This is a genomic window from Halomonas halmophila (assembly GCF_006540005.1).
In the GTDB taxonomy this organism is placed as follows: Bacteria; Pseudomonadota; Gammaproteobacteria; order Pseudomonadales; family Halomonadaceae; genus Halomonas; species Halomonas halmophila.
Window position 1 is genome coordinate 1 of sequence record NZ_BJOC01000029.1, and the last position, 17,765, is coordinate 17,765.

A 17,765-nucleotide genomic window follows, 5' to 3' on the forward strand; every position below is an offset into this window, starting at 1 on the left:
TGACCATTGCCGTCGATGCTCACCGCACCATTGGCGCCCTGGGTTACCGCACTGACAGTCGGCGAGCCCTCGAAGCTATCATTGCCCAGCACATCAGTAGTCACCGGCGTGTCTTCGTCGGTGGTGGCATTATCAGCCACTACCTGTAGCGCGGAATCGTCGTCTTCCACTGTCTGGGCATTGCCCGGGAAAGAGGTGGTGGAAACGTCTACCTGCCCGTCGAGCTGAAAGCCATCAAGATCAAACGTCAGGGAATCAACCTGCTCCGTGATACGCGCAATGCGTACGAAGTCATGACCACCACCACCCTGACCTCCGCCAGCACCAGCACCGCCGGCGGCAGGGGCTTCAAGGTATTGCAACAAGTCGCCACTTTCCTGCTCCAGAGCCGTCAGCATGGCCTGCAATTCGTCGTCGCTGACACTCGACTCGTCAACCGATGCCGGTACCGAAGCATCCATCTCGGGGCTGAGAGAGACGACTTCGCCACCACCGATGGTGGTAGGACCGAAGGCATCCCCCATATCGAGCTGAACACTGCCATTGTCAGAAGTGACGAGCGTCTCGCCCTCCTCAAGGGTGTCACCTTCCTGAAGCTCTCGAAGATTCCCCTGACTGTCTCGCGCCCAAGCCTGACCCGTGATGGATACGATAGTGGCGATGGCCATTGAGTGGCTCCTCCAGCGCAGATGCAAGGCACTGCGCTTTTATAGGTATAGGTGTGATATCTACTAAAGGCTAAACGAAAAATCGACTTAGCAACATTGTCCCGAAGGACTAGATAACAAATTCACCAGAAACCACTAATTTAAGCCACAACAAAATATTAGAACTAATTCATGGAGTGATGCAGCTCAGCCTTCGGCACCGAAAGCTTGACCAGCAACTGGGCCCGCCCACGCAGACCCAGCTTGCGATATATCGCGCCGAGATGTGCCTTGACGGTCCTCTCGGCAATACACAATTCCTGCGCGATTTCCTTGTTGCTGCGTCCACGCGTCACCAGCAGGGCCACCGCCCTCTCGCGCTGTGTCAGGGCCTGAAGAACCTCGGACTCATCGGGTTCCGGTTCCCCAAGTGCTTGCCAGGTAGTGCTAAGAAACTGAGCCATTAATTCCGGATACACCCAGACGCCATTATGGGATGTAACGAGGCTCATCTGACGCAGGACCTCGGGGGATGACAAGGCATGAGCATATCCCCGCGCACCGGCACCCAAGGCATCCAGCGCCTCCCGAGCATCGGGAGCAAGACTCAGCACACATACGATGGCCCCTCGCTGACTCAAGGTCGCTACCAGCTGGTGCCAATTGGCCAGTCGGCTGGGGACCCAGACACAATCACCCGACGCCACCTCCTGTAGCGCCTGGTCAGGGTCTTGCGTCAAGGCATCCCCGAAGGCCTCTCGCCAACGCGGCACCTCCTCTTTGCCCGAGGGGCAAATGAAGACTTGAACCATCTGAACTGTCTCCCTGGTATTGAGTGGCCCACTCGACACTGAGCCTCGAGGTCGCTGCCAGAGGCGTAACGAACCTCAGATGTTTACAAACCACGGCACTCGCCCATGTGGCGTTGACATCAGCCTCGCCCTCGAGCCCGATCACAATGCTCATTTACCCGCTCGTTAACGCCACCCTTACGGTTGGTGTCATCTGGCCTGGCCATTGCTCGTGACTTTTGTAAACCATTTATAGTGTAAGCAAGAATATTATTATGCTTTTAAGCGCCAACGCCAATCTGGCCCTTGCGCAATGCATCGACCACCTTGTCCCGCGGGCCATCTGCTACAACGTGGCCTGCATCCATGACCACAACACGGTCTACCAGCGGCAGCAAGGACGTTCGATGCGTCACCAGCAGCAACGTCTTGTCATGGTCATACTCATCGAGGCGTTCCCTAAGCGCCCTTTCGGACGAGTGGTCCATCGAGCTGGAGGGTTCATCGAACAGCAGAATCCTCGGGTCATGCACCAGCGCCCGCGCCACGGCCACTGCTTGTCGCTGGCCGCCCGAGATCCGTTGACCGCGCTCCCCTACCTCCAGCTCGAGCCCCCGAGGGTGGCCATTGACCAATGCGTCCAGGCCACTCAACTTCACGGCGCGCAGCAACGCGGCCTCGTCGACGGCATCGCTGCCGGCTCCCACCAGGATGTTTTCCCTCAGGGTGCCGTAGAACAGGCTGATATCCTGCGGCACATAACCGATGTGACGGCGCAGCTGTGACGGATCCAGCTGGCGGATATCTACACCATCGACGCGCACATCGCCCGCCGAAGGCTCATAGAGCCCGAGGATCAGTTTGGCCAGGGTACTCTTGCCACACCCTACCTTGCCGAGTAGAGCCACTTTCTCCCCCGCACGGAAGGATAAGGCTATATCACGCAGTGCATCGCGCTCTTCATCCGGATAACGGAACGTCACGTGATCGAATTGGATATCTCCCTCCATGACAGGACGATCGATATAGCTTCGATCAGCAGAGCGCTCCACGGGGCGCTGCATGACATCCTCGAGCGATTCCAGGGCCGTGGAGGCATGATGATACTGGGCCAGCAGAGAGGCCGCCTGACTCACCGGTGCCATGGCACGGGATGACAGCAGGTACGCGGCAATCAGGCCACCCTGGGTCAGGTTACCCGCTATGATCTGGTAGACCCCCACCAGGATCACGCAGACCGCCACACTGTTCTGGGCCCAGAGAGCCACGCTGGAAACCGAGGAGCTGATCAGCCTGAGCCTTGCCGAAGTACGCGACAGAAAGGCTGACGCCTTTTCCCAGCTTGACTGCAGGCGACCTTCACGGCGCATTGCCTTGACGGTCTCGAGTTGCGACACCATCTCGACCAGGCTGGCATTTCGCTGGGCACTGATGCGCCAGGTCGTCTCGGACAATTCATGCAGCTTGGATTGGGCCGCCAGGGCATAAAGCAGCACGAACACGATACCGACCAGCACGGGTATAACCAGTGGTGGCGCTATCAGCGCGATGATCCCCGCGAACAGCAATACGAAGGGCAGGTCGACGAGCCCGACGACGGTAGCCGAACCGATAAAGGCACGGATGGATTCATAGGACTGCAGAGTGGCCGCGAAGGATCCGGTGGAAGCCGGTCGCGAGGACATTCTGAGCCCCAGCACCTGTTCGATGATCGATGATGATAGCTTGACATCGGCGCGACTGGCGGCCAGATCGATAAAGGCACTGCGCAACAAGCGCAACACCAGGTCGAAACACAGCACGATAAAGATCCCGGTCGCCAGGACCCACATCGTTTCCGTTGCCTGATTGGGTACAACCCGGTCATAGATATTCAGAACGAACAGCGGCATCGCCACGGCGAACAGGTTGATGGCCAGAGACCCCAGCACGACATCGCGGTACAGGCGCCGATTCTCCCGGATGACACCCCAGAACCAGTGGTGATCTCTGCGGCTGCGACGGCCCGCAGTGCGGTCATCGAAGCGAAAGCGCGGGCGAACATAGATGGCACGACCGCTGTAACGAGACTCCAAGCTATCCAACGCGACCGTCGTCTCGGCATCACCGAGCTCCGGGTAGATGACCCGCGCGGCACCTCTGGCAAGGTCCAGGTGAACCAGTACACAGGCCCGTCCCGGTTCCAGCAGGAGTACGGCGGGCAAGAGTGCCGAGTTGAGCGTTTCCAGCGGCGCCTTGACCAGGTTGGCGGCCATGCCGGCATTGTCCGCCGCCCGAGGAAACACACTCGGGGTCAGGCAACCCTCTTCGAGAGGCAGGCCGGCAACCAGTGTATCGGCACTCGCATCATGCTCATGCAGATGCGCGATGCTCTGTAGACAGGCCAGCAGCTCATCGCGAACCACGGACTCGTCATCAACAGGGTCATCATCATGTTGCTGTCGTGTCACGTCCGCCCCCTAGGCCGACTGGAAACGAGACTGGGTCGGCCTCGTCGCTATGCATGGCATGACTCATCATTCAATAACCAGAAATTTGCATTTTACGATCCCTGGAATGACGTCATGGCTAACCACGGAGGTGACAAAACACCACTCATTGCATATCACTAACATATCATCATGCCCTAGTCCGTTTCAGAATCGCCAGGCGGGGCAAGATAGACTTTGCGCCACGGTCAATCATGGTATGGTGGCACCAGTCTGGAACGTGCCGCACAAGGAGCACCGCCATGTCCTCATCGGAGATTCAAAAAACACGCATCATCAATGAGCTACGTGGGTTCATCAAAAAGCTTCTGCAGGATCCGAAGATTCTGGAGCAGTCCCTCGAAGTAGCGAGGCAGGAGCTGTACAGGGATGAATCGACCGATGCCATGGTGCGCATCGCCAATCAGATATCGGACACCACCAGCGTCCACATCCCGGAGGACCCGGCCGAACACTCGGAGGCCGACAAGCTCTTCCTGGAACTGCTCAAGGAGGTGGTCGACGAGGACCAGGCCTTGTTCTAGACCGCGTCGCCTCGACGACGGCCCCAGCCGCGCTATCGACCATTTTCATGTTCTGACGCAGCAGGGGCCTGTGCCGCAGCGCCCCCGCTGGTAAAATGCCGGGCACATTTACCATTTACGCCGCCGCATGACCTATCTGATCAAGCTCTACCCCGAGATCACCATCAAGTCAAAGTCAGTGCGCCAGCAGATGACGCGCTGTTTGGCATCGAACATACGCAACACACTGCAGCCCCTTGATGAAAACGTGCGCGTACGCCGACGCTGGGACGCCATCCAGGTACAGCTGTCCGACGGACTGAGTGCCGAGCGGATCGGCGACATCGAAGGGAGCCTGAGCCGGATCAGCGGCATCGATCAGATCCTGGCGGCCGAAGAAGTCACGGCCCGCGACATGGCAACCATTGCCGAACATGTCGTCCCCCTCTGGGGGCCAGTCATCGAAGGGCACAGCTTTCGCGTCAAGGTCAAACGACGCGGCCGCCATGACTACACCTCCATGGACCTGGAGCGCTACCTGGGCGGCCAGCTCCTGCAAGCCGCTCCCGGAGTGAGCGTCGACCTGAAGTCCCCGGACATCACCGTCCCCGTGGAAATCACCAATGACCGTCTCCAGCTGATCCGCGCCAAATGGGACGGCCTGGGCGGCTTTCCCATGGGCATCCCGGGCCAGGTGCTGACCCTGATTTCCGGTGGCTTCGACTCGCCGGTCGCCGCCTGGCGAATGATGCGGCGCGGCATCAAGTCGCACTATATCTTCTTCAATCTCGGAGGGCCGGCTCATGAGGCCGGGGTCCGTGAAGTGACCCAACACCTGTGGCAGCAATACAGTGCCTCCCATCGGGTTAAGTACATGTCGGTGCCCTTCGATGCGGTAGTGGGAGAGATCCTGCGCACGATTCCCGACGGCCTGATGGGGGTAGTGCTCAAGCGCATGATGGTTCGCGCTGCCAGCCGCATCGCCCAGCACAACGGCATCCCGGCCCTGGTCACCGGCGACGCCATCGCTCAGGTGTCCAGCCAGACCCTGCACAACCTCGGGCTGATGGACGCCGCCAGCTCACTGCCGATCCTCAGGCCGTTGCTGACCGATGACAAGCAGTCGATCATCGACCAGGCCCGGCAGATTGGCACCGCCCGCCATGCCGAGGTCATGCCGGAATATTGCGGCGTCATCTCGCGGCGCCCCGACGTCAAGGCCAGGGCCGAAAAGATCGAGGAAGCCGAACAGGGCTTCGACTTCAGCGTGCTCGACGCCGCCATCGACCGAGCCACCACCACGCGCAGCGACCAACTGGCGCCGCAGCACGGCACCATCTCTGATGACGACCTCCTGATCGTCGACTCGACATCGGCCCTGCAACGACTCGATCATGCCTGCGTGATCGACATCCGTGCCCCTCATGAGCGCGAGGACGCCCCCCTCGAGCTCGAGCGCACACCCCAGCTGCAGATTCCGTTCTACGAGCTTCAGGAACGCGCCCCTGACCTGGCCTCGGACCAGCACTACCTGCTGTTCTGCGACCAGGGAGTGATGAGTCGCATGCAGGCCCTGCACCTGCACGATCAAGGTCTCACGCACTTCGGGGTGTACCGTGGCCATTGAAGGCAGGCCAGTGCAGTCGGCACCGAAAATGCTACAATCCAAGCCCTGATTTCACGGACATTTACCGTGGCGCCCCGCTCACCGAGCCCGGGATCGCCGCGTCACGCTTCACGGGAAACCCAACGTCGCCATGTCGAACACCGATCCGCGCCAGATCCTGGTCACCAGCGCCCTTCCCTATGCCAACGGCGCCATTCACCTGGGCCACCTCCTGGAATACATCCAGACCGATATCTGGGTGCGCTTTCAGAAGAGTCGCGGCCACGATTGCCACTACGTCTGTGCCGATGACGCCCATGGCACTGCGATCATGCTGCGCGCCGAACAGGAAGGCATCACCTCGGAAGAGTTGATCGACCGCGTTTCGCGCGATCACCAGGCGGACTTCGCCCGCTTCGGCGTCGGCTTCGACAACTATCATTCGACACACTCCGAGGAAAATCGCCACTTCAGCGAGTTGATCTACACGCGACTGCGCGACAAGGGCCATATCGCGACGCGTGATATCGAGCAGATGTACGACCCGCAAAAGGGCCTGTTCCTGGCGGACCGCTTCATCAAGGGCACCTGCCCGAAATGTCACACCCCGGACCAGTACGGCGATAACTGTGAAGCCTGTGGCGCGACCTATACCCCGGCCGAACTGATCGACCCGGCGTCGGCCATCTCCGGGGCCACGCCGGAAGTCCGCGGCTCGACCCATTATTTCTTCAAGTTGCCGGATTTCGCCGACTTCATGCACGAGTGGATCAATGACGGCCATGTACAGCCACAGATCCGCAACAAGCTGCAGGAATGGTTCGAGTCCGGCTTCAACGAATGGGACATCTCCCGCGATGCCCCCTACTTCGGCTTCGAGATTCCCGACGCCCCCGGCAAGTACTTCTACGTCTGGCTGGACGCCCCCATCGGCTACCTGGCGAGTTTCAAGAACCTGTGCGAACGCCAGGGCATCGACTTCGACGCCTACTGGCGGCAGGACTCCAGCGCCGAGGTCTATCACTTCATCGGCAAGGATATCGTCTACTTCCATGCCCTTTTCTGGCCGGCCATGCTGCATGGCGCCGACTTCCGCACGCCGACCGCGGTCAACTGTCATGGCTTCGTCACCGTCAATGGTGCCAAGATGTCCAAGTCGCGCGGGACCTTCATCAAGGCCGCGACCTTCGCCGAACACCTGAATCCGGAGTACCTGCGTTACTACTTCGCCGCCAAGCTAACGGCCGGTGTCGATGATCTGGACCTCAATCTCGAGGATTTCGCCCAGCGCGTGAACTCGGACCTCGTCGGCAAGGTCGTCAATATCGCCAGCCGCTGCGCCGGCTTCATCAGAAAGCTGGGTAACGGCCAGCTCGCATCCAGCTGTGCCGAACCCGCACTGCTCGAACGCTTTATCGAAGCCGGCGAGGAAATCGCCGCGCACTACGAGAGCCGTGAGTTCGGCCGCGCCATGCGCCGGGTCATGGACCTGGCCGATGAGGCCAACACCTATATTGCCGAAGCCGAGCCCTGGGTGCTGGCCAAGCAGGACGGACGCGACCAGGAGGTGCTCGACATCTGCTCGGTCGGCATCAGCCTGTTTCGTCAGCTGATGGTCTACCTGGCCCCCGTGGTACCGGCCATGGCCGAGGATGCACGACGCTTCCTGCAGCTCGACAGCCTCGACTGGCACAGCCGAACGCAGGGACTCGAGGGCCACACCATCGCCAAATTCAAGCCCCTGATGACCCGCGTCGAAACCGATCGCATCGATGCCATGATCGAAGCATCGAAGGAGGATCTGGTGGAAGAACAAAAGCTCAAGGACAGCGCCAAGGGCCCGCTGGCCGATAACCCGATTGCCGACGAAATCACCTTCGATGACTTCGCCGGAGTCGACCTGCGCATCGCCCGCATCGCCAAGGCCGATTACGTCGAAGGCGCCGACAAGCTGCTCAAGCTGACACTGGACCTGGGCGGCGAGACACGCACGGTCTTCGCCGGTATCCGCTCGGCGTACTCCCCGGAGGCCCTGGAAGGCCACCTGACCGTCATGGTCGCCAATCTCGCGCCGCGCAAGATGCGCTTCGGGGTCTCGGAAGGCATGGTGCTGGCGGCCGGTGACGATGACGGCATCTACCTGCTGGAACCTCATTCCGGCGCCAAGCCGGGCCAACGCGTCAGTTGATGATCTCATGCACGCATCCGAGCTGATCGAGGCCGTCGACGCCGCTCTGCCGCAGACCCAATGCGGCAAGTGCGGCCATGACGGCTGCCGCCCCTATGCCGAGGCCATTGCCCAGGGCGAGGCAATCAACCGTTGCCCGCCCGGTGGCGACGAGACCCTGGCGCGTCTCGCCGAACTCACCGGGCAAACGCCGCTGGCCCTCGAGCAACCGGCCCAATCCCCGCTGGTCGCCCGCATCCGCGAGGATGAATGCATCGGTTGCACCAAGTGCATCCAGGCCTGTCCGGTGGACGCCATCCTGGGTGCTGCCAAACAGATGCATAGCGTGATCGAAAGCGAATGTACCGGTTGCGAATTATGTGTCGCGCCCTGCCCGGTGGATTGCATCGACCTCTTGCCACACCCCGAGTGGCAGGCCGCCGACAGCGAGCCGGCACAGCGCGATTACCTGGCGAAGCGTGCCCGCCTGGGGCGCCAGCGTCACCAGGCACGCAACCGGCGCCTGGCCCGCGAAGCCGAGGAGAAAAGACAGCGCCGCCTGGAACGCCAGGCCAGGCGTGCTCAGTCCAGCCAGCAGCCCTCGGCCAGCTCGTCGTCCGCGAGCCAGTTGCGCACGACCCGCGTCAGCCTGGTCGCCAGTCTCAGAAAGATTGATCGCCAACGCCGGGATGACAGTCTCGACGATGGCGCCAGGCGCGAGCTCGACCAGCGTGCCGCTGACCTCGAGACACGCCTGAACGACATCGACCGTCAACTGCAAGCCACGCCGGACGTCTCCAGCTCGAGCAGCAGCGAGCGCCAGCAACGCTTTGCCGTCAATGCCGCCGAGCAGGCCTGCCGCCGGGCTCGCCAGCAGATCACTCATGCCGAACGCCACGGCAGCCAGGACGACGTCCAGGCCGCGCAGCAGCAACTGGAGCAGGCGCAAGAGGTGCTCGAGGAGGCGCGCCAGTCCCAGGCACCTTCCACCCACTGACTGACGCCTTCCACCCACTGACGTCTTCCACTCACTGACGTCTTCCCGTCACTCAACCGACTTCCGGAGCCAATCTGTCATGAACGCTCAGAAACGCCACGAGATCTTCGTCAGATTGCGCGAGCACACCCCCGAGCCGACCACCGAGCTGGTCTGGCAGACGCCCTTCGAGCTGTTGACCGCCGTGCTGTTATCCGCCCAGGCCACCGATGTCGGCGTCAACAAGGCCACCGCACGGCTCTTCCCGGTGGCCAATACACCGGGCGCCGTACTGGCGCTGGGCCTGGATGGCCTCAAGGAGCACATCAAGACCATCGGCCTCTACAACACCAAGGCCGAGAACCTGATGAAGACCTGCCGCATCCTGGAAGACCAGCATGGTGGTGATGTTCCCCGCTCGCGGGCCGCCCTCGAGGCACTGCCCGGCGTCGGGCGCAAGACCGCGAATGTGATTCTCAACACAGCCTTCGGCGAACCCACCATTGCCGTGGATACCCATATCTTCCGCGTCTCCAACCGGACCGGCCTGGCCAAGGGCAAGACGGTCAACGAAGTCGAGCACAAGCTGTTGCGTCATGTCCCCAGGGAGTTTCGCAAGGACGCCCACCACTGGCTGATCCTCCACGGCCGCTACACCTGCCTGGCACGCAAGCCACGCTGTGGCAGCTGCGTGATCGAGGACCTGTGCGAATTCCCCGACAAGGTCGAGCCCTGAAGGGCCTCACCCGCCGTTCAGCACTTGCCGATACGCCGACTTCAGTGATGGCCAGGTCCAGTCATCCGTCACCGGCGGATCCGGCCGGCTACCGGGCGACGTCAGCCAGGCTTCGAGACGGGCCACCAGTTGATCATCATCGGCATAGCGGAATGGCGCGGCATACAGCTCCGGATAGCACAATCGATCGGGCACCAGCGGCACACAGCCGCGCCGCACCGCCTCCATGATCGCCAGCCCCTGGAATTCATGGTAGCTGGTGGAAACCACCACGGCGCCTCGATTCAGCCAGTCATGATAGGCTGCGGCCGTCTGCGGCCCCCAGCAGACCAGGCGGTCGCCCAGCCGCTCGCGGGCCTCATCGAAGACCGCCGGCCAGTGACCAAAGCGCTGCCCCATGACCGCCACACGAAAGGACACACCCCGCGCAGCCAGTTGAAACAGGGCGGCGAAGAACGACTCGGGGTTCTTGTCGTATTCCCAGCGGTGATTCCAGACGATCAGGTCGCCCGCCGTCGAGCCCTGGCCGGTTGAGGTCGCGATGGGCACCGGCACCACCCGGGCGCGCCGACGCAGCGCCTCCAGTGGTTCATAGGCCGGCAGGTTCTCGGGCATGCGCTTGAGCAGGGCGCGCGCGCCATCGATGAAAGAGTCCCGGTTGTAGGCAGTGTTGAACACCACCTCATCGGCCGCCAGAGCCGTATAAAGGTTCACCATCTGCGGCCCGACCCGAGAGCCCTGCGCGGACGAGGCTGGATAGGCGAACTGGTTTTCATGGAAATAGACCACCTTGCGGGCGCCGGCGAGATTCGGATACAGCCCCACCAGCGTCGCCAGATCAACCATCGAGGTCGCCAGGATGACATCATAGTGGCGTGACAGCGCCTCGCCTTCCCGCAGCATCCAGGTCAGCGGATTGCCGCGAATCCGCCAGGGAAAATGGCGCGCGGGAAGTTCCAGTCGCGTCCAGTCGATCTCGTCCAGCCACTCCACAATCCCCTCGGCCCAGTGCTGATGACTCGCCGCCGCATAGGCGGAAAGCAGGAGTCCGCGCATCACTGCTACCTCATATCGCCGACAGATCACCGCCTGTCTCGCTGGCGCGCTGGTACGCCTCGCGGGCACGACAACGCTCGAGAAACGCCTGCAGATTGGGCAGGGAATCGAGACCGCCCCGCCCCTCCAGTGCCTGGATCGGGAAGCTCATCTGAATATCCGCCGCCGTGAAGGTATCCCCCGCAAACCACGGCGACTCGGCCAGGGCATCGTTCCAGAAAGCCGAAAACTCGCGGATTCGCGGGGTCAGGAAGCTGCGCTCGATCCCCTTGGCGAACTGCCGCCCCAGGGGACGCATCGGCCAGGGAACGGGAGGCTTGTCGAGTCGCGAGAACACCAGACGCATCACCAGCGGGGGCATGGCGGAGCCTTCGGCATGATGCAACCAGAAACGATAGCGCTCGAGAGCCTCCGTGCCGGCTTCGGGCTTCAACTGCCCCACGGCGTCCGGATGCTCGACCAGGTACTCGAGAATGGCACCGGACTCGGCGATAACCCGATCCCCCCGGCTCGCATCGCTGATGACCGGAGCCTTGCCCAGAGGGTGCACCTGCTTGAGCGAGGCCGGCGCCAGCTTGGTTTGCGGGTCGCGCTGGTAGTTAACCAGCTCGTAGTCCATGCCGAGTTCCTCGAGGCACCAGATCACCCGCTGCGAGCGCGAGCTTTCCAGGTGATGCACATGAATCATGGTTCACTCCTTGTTCGATGCAGCCCGCAGTCTACCGGACAACCTCGACAGCGACGAATCAGAGCGCGCCAGCCGCGACACCTTGTCCCAAGGTCGACTTGGCCGGCTAGAATGGAAGCGTAGACTTCAAGCCATGCGCCGTGATCGGCTCGGAGCAGCTTCGACACGGCAGACGGGATAGCCACGACGGCGATTCACTCGACACCATGGTCGCCAACGCCGGCGGCTGCCCCGAGCGGGCAAGCGGGATCCGACTTGCGAGGTAACGCATGAACACACGCCTGGCGGGACTGCCTCGCCGACATCGTCTGACCGGGCTCTGGCTGCTCCTGTGTGGCGTCGCGCTGCTCGGTGGCATCGGCTTCGCCGCCTGGCTGGAACAGCGCTACCAACCCCAGGGCCTCGCCCAGTGGCTGCTCTGGCTGGGGTCGTTGTCCGGCGGCATGACGCTGGTACTGGCAGGACTGGCCCTCGAGCGCTGGCTGTTCCAGCCGCTGCGCCACCTCAATGCGCAACTGGCCAGACTGGTGGCGAACCCGGATGCCGACTGCGATCAAACGCCGGACGGCTGGCTGCGCGGCCTGGGGCCGGATCTGGCCAGAATACACTCTGCCTGGCGCGACGACCGTCGACGCCTCGCCGATGCCCGCGCCGAGGGAGCATGCGATACCGCCAGGGTACTCGGCCGCTTCGAGTCGCTGCTGCAGGCCCTCAACACCCCGGTGCTGCTGTGTGATCGGCACCAGCGATTGCTGCTGATCAACCAGGCCGCGGAGAGGCTCCTGGCACCGCATCCCGGCCTGGGGCTGGGCAAACCCCTGGGCCAGCTGTTGAACCTCCGGGAGCTGGACTGCCATCTGACCGCGCTGCCCGAAGATGGCAGTGCGCTGGAAGTGCCCATCACGCACGGCAACCAGCGGCTGAACGTGGAAGTGTGTCGACTGGACCAGGATCAGATGCTGTTGACCCTGAGTGATGCCGCTCAGCGGCCTCAGCGAGTCATGCCTCCCGCTGGCCAGGAGCACGCGTCACGACGGCGCATACCGCCACGTCCGGAATTTCATGACTTCGCCATTGCCGACCTGCCGCCACCCCAGGCGGATCTGGCAGACTGTCCGCTGCCGGCCCTGAACATCGTGGCCTTCGATACCGAAACCACCGGATTGGCGCTGCGCGAGGGCGATTGCCTGATCAGCCTAGGCGCCTGTCGCGTCGTCAATGGCAGACTGCGCCACACGGAGACCTTCGATCAGCTGATCGACCCGGGTCGACCGATCCCCGCTGCCAGTACTGCAGTGCATGGCCTGACGGATCAGGACGTGGCCGGACAGCCCGCCGCTGCTACGGTTCTTGCAGACTTTCATGCCTATGTGGGACATGCCGTGCTGGTCGCCCACAACGCTTCCTTCGACATGCTGGCCATTCAGCCCGACCGACATGGTCCGAGCTTCGACATGCCGGTTCTCGATACCCTCCTGCTGTCCCGAGCCCTCGACCCGGGCCTGGAGGGCCATGGGCTCGACAGCCTGGCCGAGCGTTATGCCCTGCTCTTTCCGGAGGGAGCCCGCCACACCGCACTGGGCGACGCGCGTGTCACCGCACAGCTGTGGCTGGCGTTGTTGCCGCGGCTCGAGGCACGCGGCATACACTGCCTGTCCGACGCCCTGGCATTCCAGCATGCCGGCGCCACCACCCAGGATGCCTACGCATCATGAGCGTCAGCGGTATGCAGCGACCAGGCTCGGGGCATCCAGCAGACGCCAGGCCGGACAGGCAAACGGCAACGGCGCCCCGCAGGGCACCGTCCGTCGAAGAAGCTCACATGGAAGCCAAAAAGCGGGCGAGTCAGTCGCGGGCCTCGAAGATGGCATCCCCCAACTCGTCGATGAAGCGTTCCGCCTTGCTGACCATCAGTGCATCGCAGGCCTCACGGCCAGGGACCACGTCGGAACGCTCGAAGCGATGTTCGAGTGGCTCGCCACCTTCGGGGTCCGGCTTGCGGATCCAGCCGCTCACCCTGAATTGCCCGCCCATATCCTCGGACTGCGGCACGATGGTGTAACCGTGATACTCGACCGACTCGCCCTCGCGAGACGTCGATCCCGCACCATCTTGCCCTTGGCCCAGCAGGCCGGATAACAACTTTTTCAGCATGGCGCTTTCCCCCTCACGTATTCATCCCCAGCGGATGGCACAGAGCCCTCCCCGGAGATGAAGGGAAAGCTCACAACCCGATCATCAGCCCTGCTGACGCCCCTTGCCGGCCGCAATGCGCAGCCGCAGCGCATTGAGCTTGATGAAGCCCTCGGCATCCTTCTGGTCATAGGCGCCGGCATCATCCTCGAAGGTCGCGATGGACTCGTCGAACAACGAGGCATCGGACTTGCGCCCCGCCACCGTGGCGCTGCCCTTGTAGAGCTTGACGCGCACGACACCGGAGACATTGGTCTGCGTCTCGTCGATGGCCGCCTGCAGGGCGCGGCGCTCGGGGCTCCACCAATAGCCGTTGTAGATCACTTCAGCGTACTTGGGCATCAGCTCATCCTTGAGATGCGCCTCTTCGCGATCCAGGGTCAGCGATTCGATGGCTCGATGCGCCTTGAGCATGATGGTCCCGCCGGGCGTTTCATAGCAGCCACGTGACTTCATGCCGACATAGCGGTTCTCGACGATATCGAGGCGGCCGATGCCATTGTCCCCACCCATCTGGTTGAGCTTGGAGAGGACGTCATGCGGCCGCATGGGGACCCCATCGATGGCCACGATATCGCCCTTGTCGAACGTCAGCTCGACATAGGTCGGCTTGTCCGGCGCCTCTTCCGGCGAGACGCTCCAGCGCCACATGTCTTCCTCGGCCTCGATCCACGGATCCTCGAGATTGCCGCCCTCATAGGAGATATGCAGCAGGTTGGCATCCATGGAGTATGGCGACTTCTTCTGCTGGGACGAGAAGTCCACCGGGATGTCATGCTGCTCGCAGTAGGCCATCAGCTTCTCACGGGAATTGAGGTCCCACTCACGCCACGGCGCAATCACCTTGACGCCCGGCTTGAGCGCATAAGCCCCCAGCTCGAAACGGACCTGGTCATTGCCCTTGCCGGTAGCGCCGTGAGAGATGGCATCGGCGCCGGTCTGGTTGGCGATCTCGATCAGTCGCTTGGCGATCAAGGGGCGCGCGATGGAAGTGCCCAGCAGGTACTCGCCTTCATAGATGGTATTGGCGCGGAACATCGGATAGACGTAATCACGCACGAATTCCTCGCGCAGGTCCTCGATGTAGATTTCCTTGACCCCCAGCGCCTCGGCCTTGGCCCGCGCCGGCTCGACTTCCTCGCCCTGGCCGATGTCGGCAGTAAAGGTCACTACCTCGCAGTCGTATTCTTCCTGCAACCACTTGACGATGACGGATGTATCCAGGCCGCCGGAATAGGCGAGCACGACCTTCTTGACATCGGACATGCTGGGGCTCCTTTGCGCTAGAGGTTAAGGGCAACACGGCCTGAATGACGGCGCATGCCAAACGCTTCGTTGCGCTTGACCATGCCTGGCGATGCATTCAGCGGTTCCCGAGAACTGGTAAAATTCAACAGGATTGGATTATAGCGCGGCACACCTTTCGCGAATACCGGCAGCAGGACGACGCCTGCACGAAATGCTAGACTGAGGCGCTTCGGGACTCCCCTGCCCCCAGTTATTTTCATGCCAAATTAAGGAGAGGCGCATGACCGAGGCGGTCACCCGCGAACTCATGGCGCAGCGTTTCCGCAGCTTTCTGCCGGTCGTGGTGGATCTGGAAACCGGCGGTTTCAATGCCCAGGGCGACGCCATCCTGGAAATTGCCGCCGTCACGCTGACCATGGATCCCGAGGGCAACCTGATGCCCGACGCCACCTATGCCTATCATGTCACGCCTTTCGAGGGGGCCAATGTCGAGCAGTCGGCACTCGATTTCACCGGTATTCGCCTCGACGATCCGCTGCGCAAACAGGTCGCGGTCAGCGAGACCGAAGCACTGGGCGAGGTATTTCGGCCGATTCGCAAATCCATCAAGGCCCATGGCTGCACCCGCGCCATCCTGGTGGGCCACAACGCCGCTTTCGACCATGGCTTCCTGAATGCCGCCGTGGAACGCTGTGCCATCAAGCGTAGCCCCTTCCATCCCTTTTCCAGCTTCGACACCGCCTCGCTGGCCGGGCTGATCTACGGCCAGACCGTTCTCGCCCGGGCCTGCCGCGCCGCCGGCATCGAGTTCGACAACAGCGCCGCCCACTCGGCCCGCTACGATACCGAACGCACCGCCGAACTGTTCTGCGCCATGGTCAACCGCTACAAGGACCTCGGCGGCTGGCAGCTCGCCCAACGCGAGCAAGGGGTCGAGGAACTGTAAGCGGGGAGAGAAAAGAATGAAGAGCGCCGCTTCGCGGCTGGAAGAAGGAAGAAAGCCGTAAGCCGTAAGCCGTAAGCCGTAAGCCGTAAGCCGTAAGCCGTAAGCCGTAAGCCGTAAAACAGGATATCGCTGCGAGCTAACGAAACACCCCCACAGCCTGGCTGCGGGGGTGTTCTTATAGCTTAGCGCTTATGGCTTACAGCTCCGGACGAAGTCCGGTCAGCCTTCCGCTTGCTCGCCGTCCTGATGCTTGGCGGCGGTTTCCTTGACCAGGGTTTCCAGCTCACCATTTTCATACATCTCGACCACGATGTCGCAGCCGCCGACCAGCTCGCCTTCGACCCACAGCTGTGGGAAAGTCGGCCAGTTGGCGACCTTGGGCAGCTCGGCGCGGATGTCCGGGTTATCCAGCACATTGACGAAGGCGAAACGCTCGCCACAGGACATCAAGGCCTGCACGGTCTGGGCGGAGAAGCCGCATTGCGGCAGCTGGGGCGTGCCCTTCATGTAGATCAGAATGGGGTTTTCGCTGATCTGCCGCTGAATGTTCTCGACAGTAGTACTCATGTTCGTTACCTCTGGATCGCGATGTGGACCCGTCGCCACGGGAATACCCGAGCGTACGGGTCGGCCTTGTCATGCGGCCATTCTACTGATGCAAGTCGCATTGCGCATCCCCCGAGGGCTGGCTAGGATGGGCGTCTTTGCGTGGAGCGACACCATGGCCACTCGCCATTTCCTCACCCTGCTCGACCTGAGTCCGGATGAGTCCCGCTATCTGATACAGCGTGCCATCTCCATCAAGAACAGCCTGAGGGCCCAGGGGCCTACCTATACGCCCTTTGCCAACCGCACCCTGGCCATGATCTTCGAGAAATCCTCGACACGCACCCGTGTGTCCTTCGAGACGGCCATGGCGCAGTTCGGCGGGCACGCCCTGTTTCTCTCGCCGCGTGACACCCAGCTCGGCCGTGGCGAACCCATCGGCGATACCGCCCGGGTACTCTCCGAGATGGTCGATATCGTGATGATTCGCACCTTCTCCCACCAGGGAATCGAGGAATACGCTGCCGCCAGTCAGGCGCCGGTCATCAATGCCTTGACCGATGACTACCACCCCTGCCAGTTGCTGGCCGATGTCATGACCTGGACCGAACGGCGCGGCAGCGTTCGCGGCCGCACGGCCGTATGGATCGGCGACGGCAACAACATGTGTCACTCCTGGATCAATGCCGCCCGGCAATTCGACTTCCAGTTGCGCGTGGTCTGCCCCGAAGGCTACGAACCGCGGGCGGACATTCTCGACGCCGCTGGAGAGCGCGTGACCATTCACCGCGATCCGATGAGCGCCGTGGAAGGTGCCGACCTGGTGACCACCGATGTCTGGGCGTCCATGGGTCAGGAAGAGGAGCAGGCCAGCCGCGAGGCGGACTTCGCCGGCTTCCAGGTCAGCGAGAGCATGCTCGACAGGGCCGCCGAGGATGTGCTCTTCCTCCACTGCCTGCCTGCCCACCGTGGCGAGGAAATCAGCGAAACCCTGCTCGATGACCCACGCGCCGCGGTCTGGCAGGAAGCCGGCAACCGACTCCACGCCCAGAAGGCCCTGATCGAATTCCTGTTGCTGGGGCGTGTCGCCGAGTAGCCCTGCGCTGTCGTTCGCCCCGGCCCGGCCGGGGCGCGCCAGCACGCAGACCTGCCCCTTGCATGACAGCCGCGACG

General features: G+C 62.3%; 16 protein-coding genes. 8 read left to right on the plus strand and 8 right to left on the minus strand.

What is annotated here, in order from left to right:
• The 3 genes from HHA01_RS10770 to HHA01_RS10780 form a co-directional block, all read right to left on the minus strand.
• On the minus strand, positions 1-668 hold a 668-nt coding region (locus HHA01_RS10770), incomplete at its 3' end, for a retention module-containing protein (RefSeq protein WP_141320557.1).
• Positions 669-832: 164 nt separating this feature from the next.
• Complete coding sequence (locus tag HHA01_RS10775; protein WP_141320559.1) at positions 833-1,459, minus strand: helix-turn-helix transcriptional regulator; 627 nt, start codon at positions 1,457-1,459, stop codon at positions 833-835.
• Between the two features lie 260 nt (positions 1,460-1,719).
• Positions 1,720-3,888, minus strand: coding sequence for a type I secretion system permease/ATPase (locus HHA01_RS10780; protein WP_246053882.1), 2,169 nt, complete (start codon positions 3,886-3,888; stop codon positions 1,720-1,722).
• A 281-nt stretch (positions 3,889-4,169) separates the two neighbouring features.
• On the opposite strand from HHA01_RS10780, the gene HHA01_RS10785 reads away from it, so the two are divergent.
• The 5 genes from HHA01_RS10785 (at position 4,170) to nth (ending at position 9,915) form a co-directional block, all read left to right on the plus strand.
• Positions 4,170-4,451 (plus strand): hypothetical protein, encoded by a 282-nt coding sequence (locus HHA01_RS10785; RefSeq protein WP_141320561.1) that lies wholly within the window; start codon positions 4,170-4,172, stop codon positions 4,449-4,451.
• 127 nt (positions 4,452-4,578) lie between these two features.
• Entirely contained in the window at positions 4,579-6,057 is a 1,479-nt protein-coding gene (gene thiI / locus HHA01_RS10790) for a tRNA uracil 4-sulfurtransferase ThiI (RefSeq protein WP_141320563.1), read from the plus strand.
• A 130-nt stretch (positions 6,058-6,187) separates the two neighbouring features.
• Positions 6,188-8,224 carry a methionine--tRNA ligase gene (gene metG, locus HHA01_RS10795; RefSeq protein WP_141320565.1) on the plus strand — a complete coding sequence of 679 codons (2,037 nt, stop codon included), beginning with the start codon at positions 6,188-6,190 and terminating at the stop codon, positions 8,222-8,224.
• A 7-nt stretch (positions 8,225-8,231) separates the two neighbouring features.
• Entirely contained in the window at positions 8,232-9,200 is a 969-nt protein-coding gene (locus tag HHA01_RS10800) for an RnfABCDGE type electron transport complex subunit B (protein WP_141320567.1), read from the plus strand.
• A gap of 79 nt (positions 9,201-9,279) precedes the next feature.
• Positions 9,280-9,915 carry an endonuclease III gene (gene nth, locus HHA01_RS10805; protein ID WP_141320569.1) on the plus strand — a complete coding sequence of 212 codons (636 nt, stop codon included), beginning with the start codon at positions 9,280-9,282 and terminating at the stop codon, positions 9,913-9,915.
• 6 nt (positions 9,916-9,921) lie between these two features.
• Here nth and HHA01_RS10810 read toward each other — a convergent pair whose 3' ends face one another.
• Both HHA01_RS10810 and HHA01_RS10815 read right to left on the minus strand, forming a co-directional pair.
• Positions 9,922-10,971: a tRNA-queuosine alpha-mannosyltransferase domain-containing protein gene (locus HHA01_RS10810; RefSeq protein ID WP_141320571.1), complete on the minus strand. Its 1,050-nt coding sequence runs from the start codon at positions 10,969-10,971 to the stop codon at positions 9,922-9,924.
• A gap of 10 nt (positions 10,972-10,981) precedes the next feature.
• The gene (locus HHA01_RS10815) at positions 10,982-11,659 is read right to left on the minus strand and encodes a glutathione S-transferase (RefSeq protein WP_141320573.1); all 678 of its coding nucleotides are present in this window, start codon (positions 11,657-11,659) and stop codon (positions 10,982-10,984) included.
• 269 nt (positions 11,660-11,928) lie between these two features.
• Here HHA01_RS10815 and HHA01_RS10820 point away from each other — a divergent pair, with 269 nt between their 5' ends.
• Positions 11,929-13,374, plus strand: coding sequence for a 3'-5' exonuclease (locus tag HHA01_RS10820; protein ID WP_141320575.1), 1,446 nt, complete (start codon positions 11,929-11,931; stop codon positions 13,372-13,374).
• Between the two features lie 130 nt (positions 13,375-13,504).
• On the opposite strand, the gene HHA01_RS10825 is transcribed toward HHA01_RS10820, so the two are convergent.
• Positions 13,505-13,813, minus strand: coding sequence for an HlyU family transcriptional regulator (locus tag HHA01_RS10825; RefSeq protein ID WP_141320577.1), 309 nt, complete (start codon positions 13,811-13,813; stop codon positions 13,505-13,507).
• 84 nt (positions 13,814-13,897) lie between these two features.
• Positions 13,898-15,118 (minus strand): argininosuccinate synthase, encoded by a 1,221-nt coding sequence (locus HHA01_RS10830; RefSeq protein WP_141320579.1) that lies wholly within the window; start codon positions 15,116-15,118, stop codon positions 13,898-13,900.
• A 262-nt stretch (positions 15,119-15,380) separates the two neighbouring features.
• Here HHA01_RS10830 and rnt point away from each other — a divergent pair, with 262 nt between their 5' ends.
• Entirely contained in the window at positions 15,381-16,046 is a 666-nt protein-coding gene (rnt, locus tag HHA01_RS10835) for a ribonuclease T (RefSeq protein WP_141320581.1), read from the plus strand.
• 219 nt (positions 16,047-16,265) lie between these two features.
• On the opposite strand, the gene HHA01_RS10840 is transcribed toward rnt, so the two are convergent.
• The gene (locus tag HHA01_RS10840; protein ID WP_141320583.1) at positions 16,266-16,613 is read right to left on the minus strand and encodes a Grx4 family monothiol glutaredoxin; all 348 of its coding nucleotides are present in this window, start codon (positions 16,611-16,613) and stop codon (positions 16,266-16,268) included.
• A gap of 154 nt (positions 16,614-16,767) precedes the next feature.
• Between HHA01_RS10840 and argF the strand changes: the two genes are divergently transcribed.
• The gene (gene argF, locus HHA01_RS10845; protein WP_141320585.1) at positions 16,768-17,688 is read left to right on the plus strand and encodes an ornithine carbamoyltransferase; all 921 of its coding nucleotides are present in this window, start codon (positions 16,768-16,770) and stop codon (positions 17,686-17,688) included.
• Positions 17,689-17,765 lie beyond the last annotated feature (77 nt).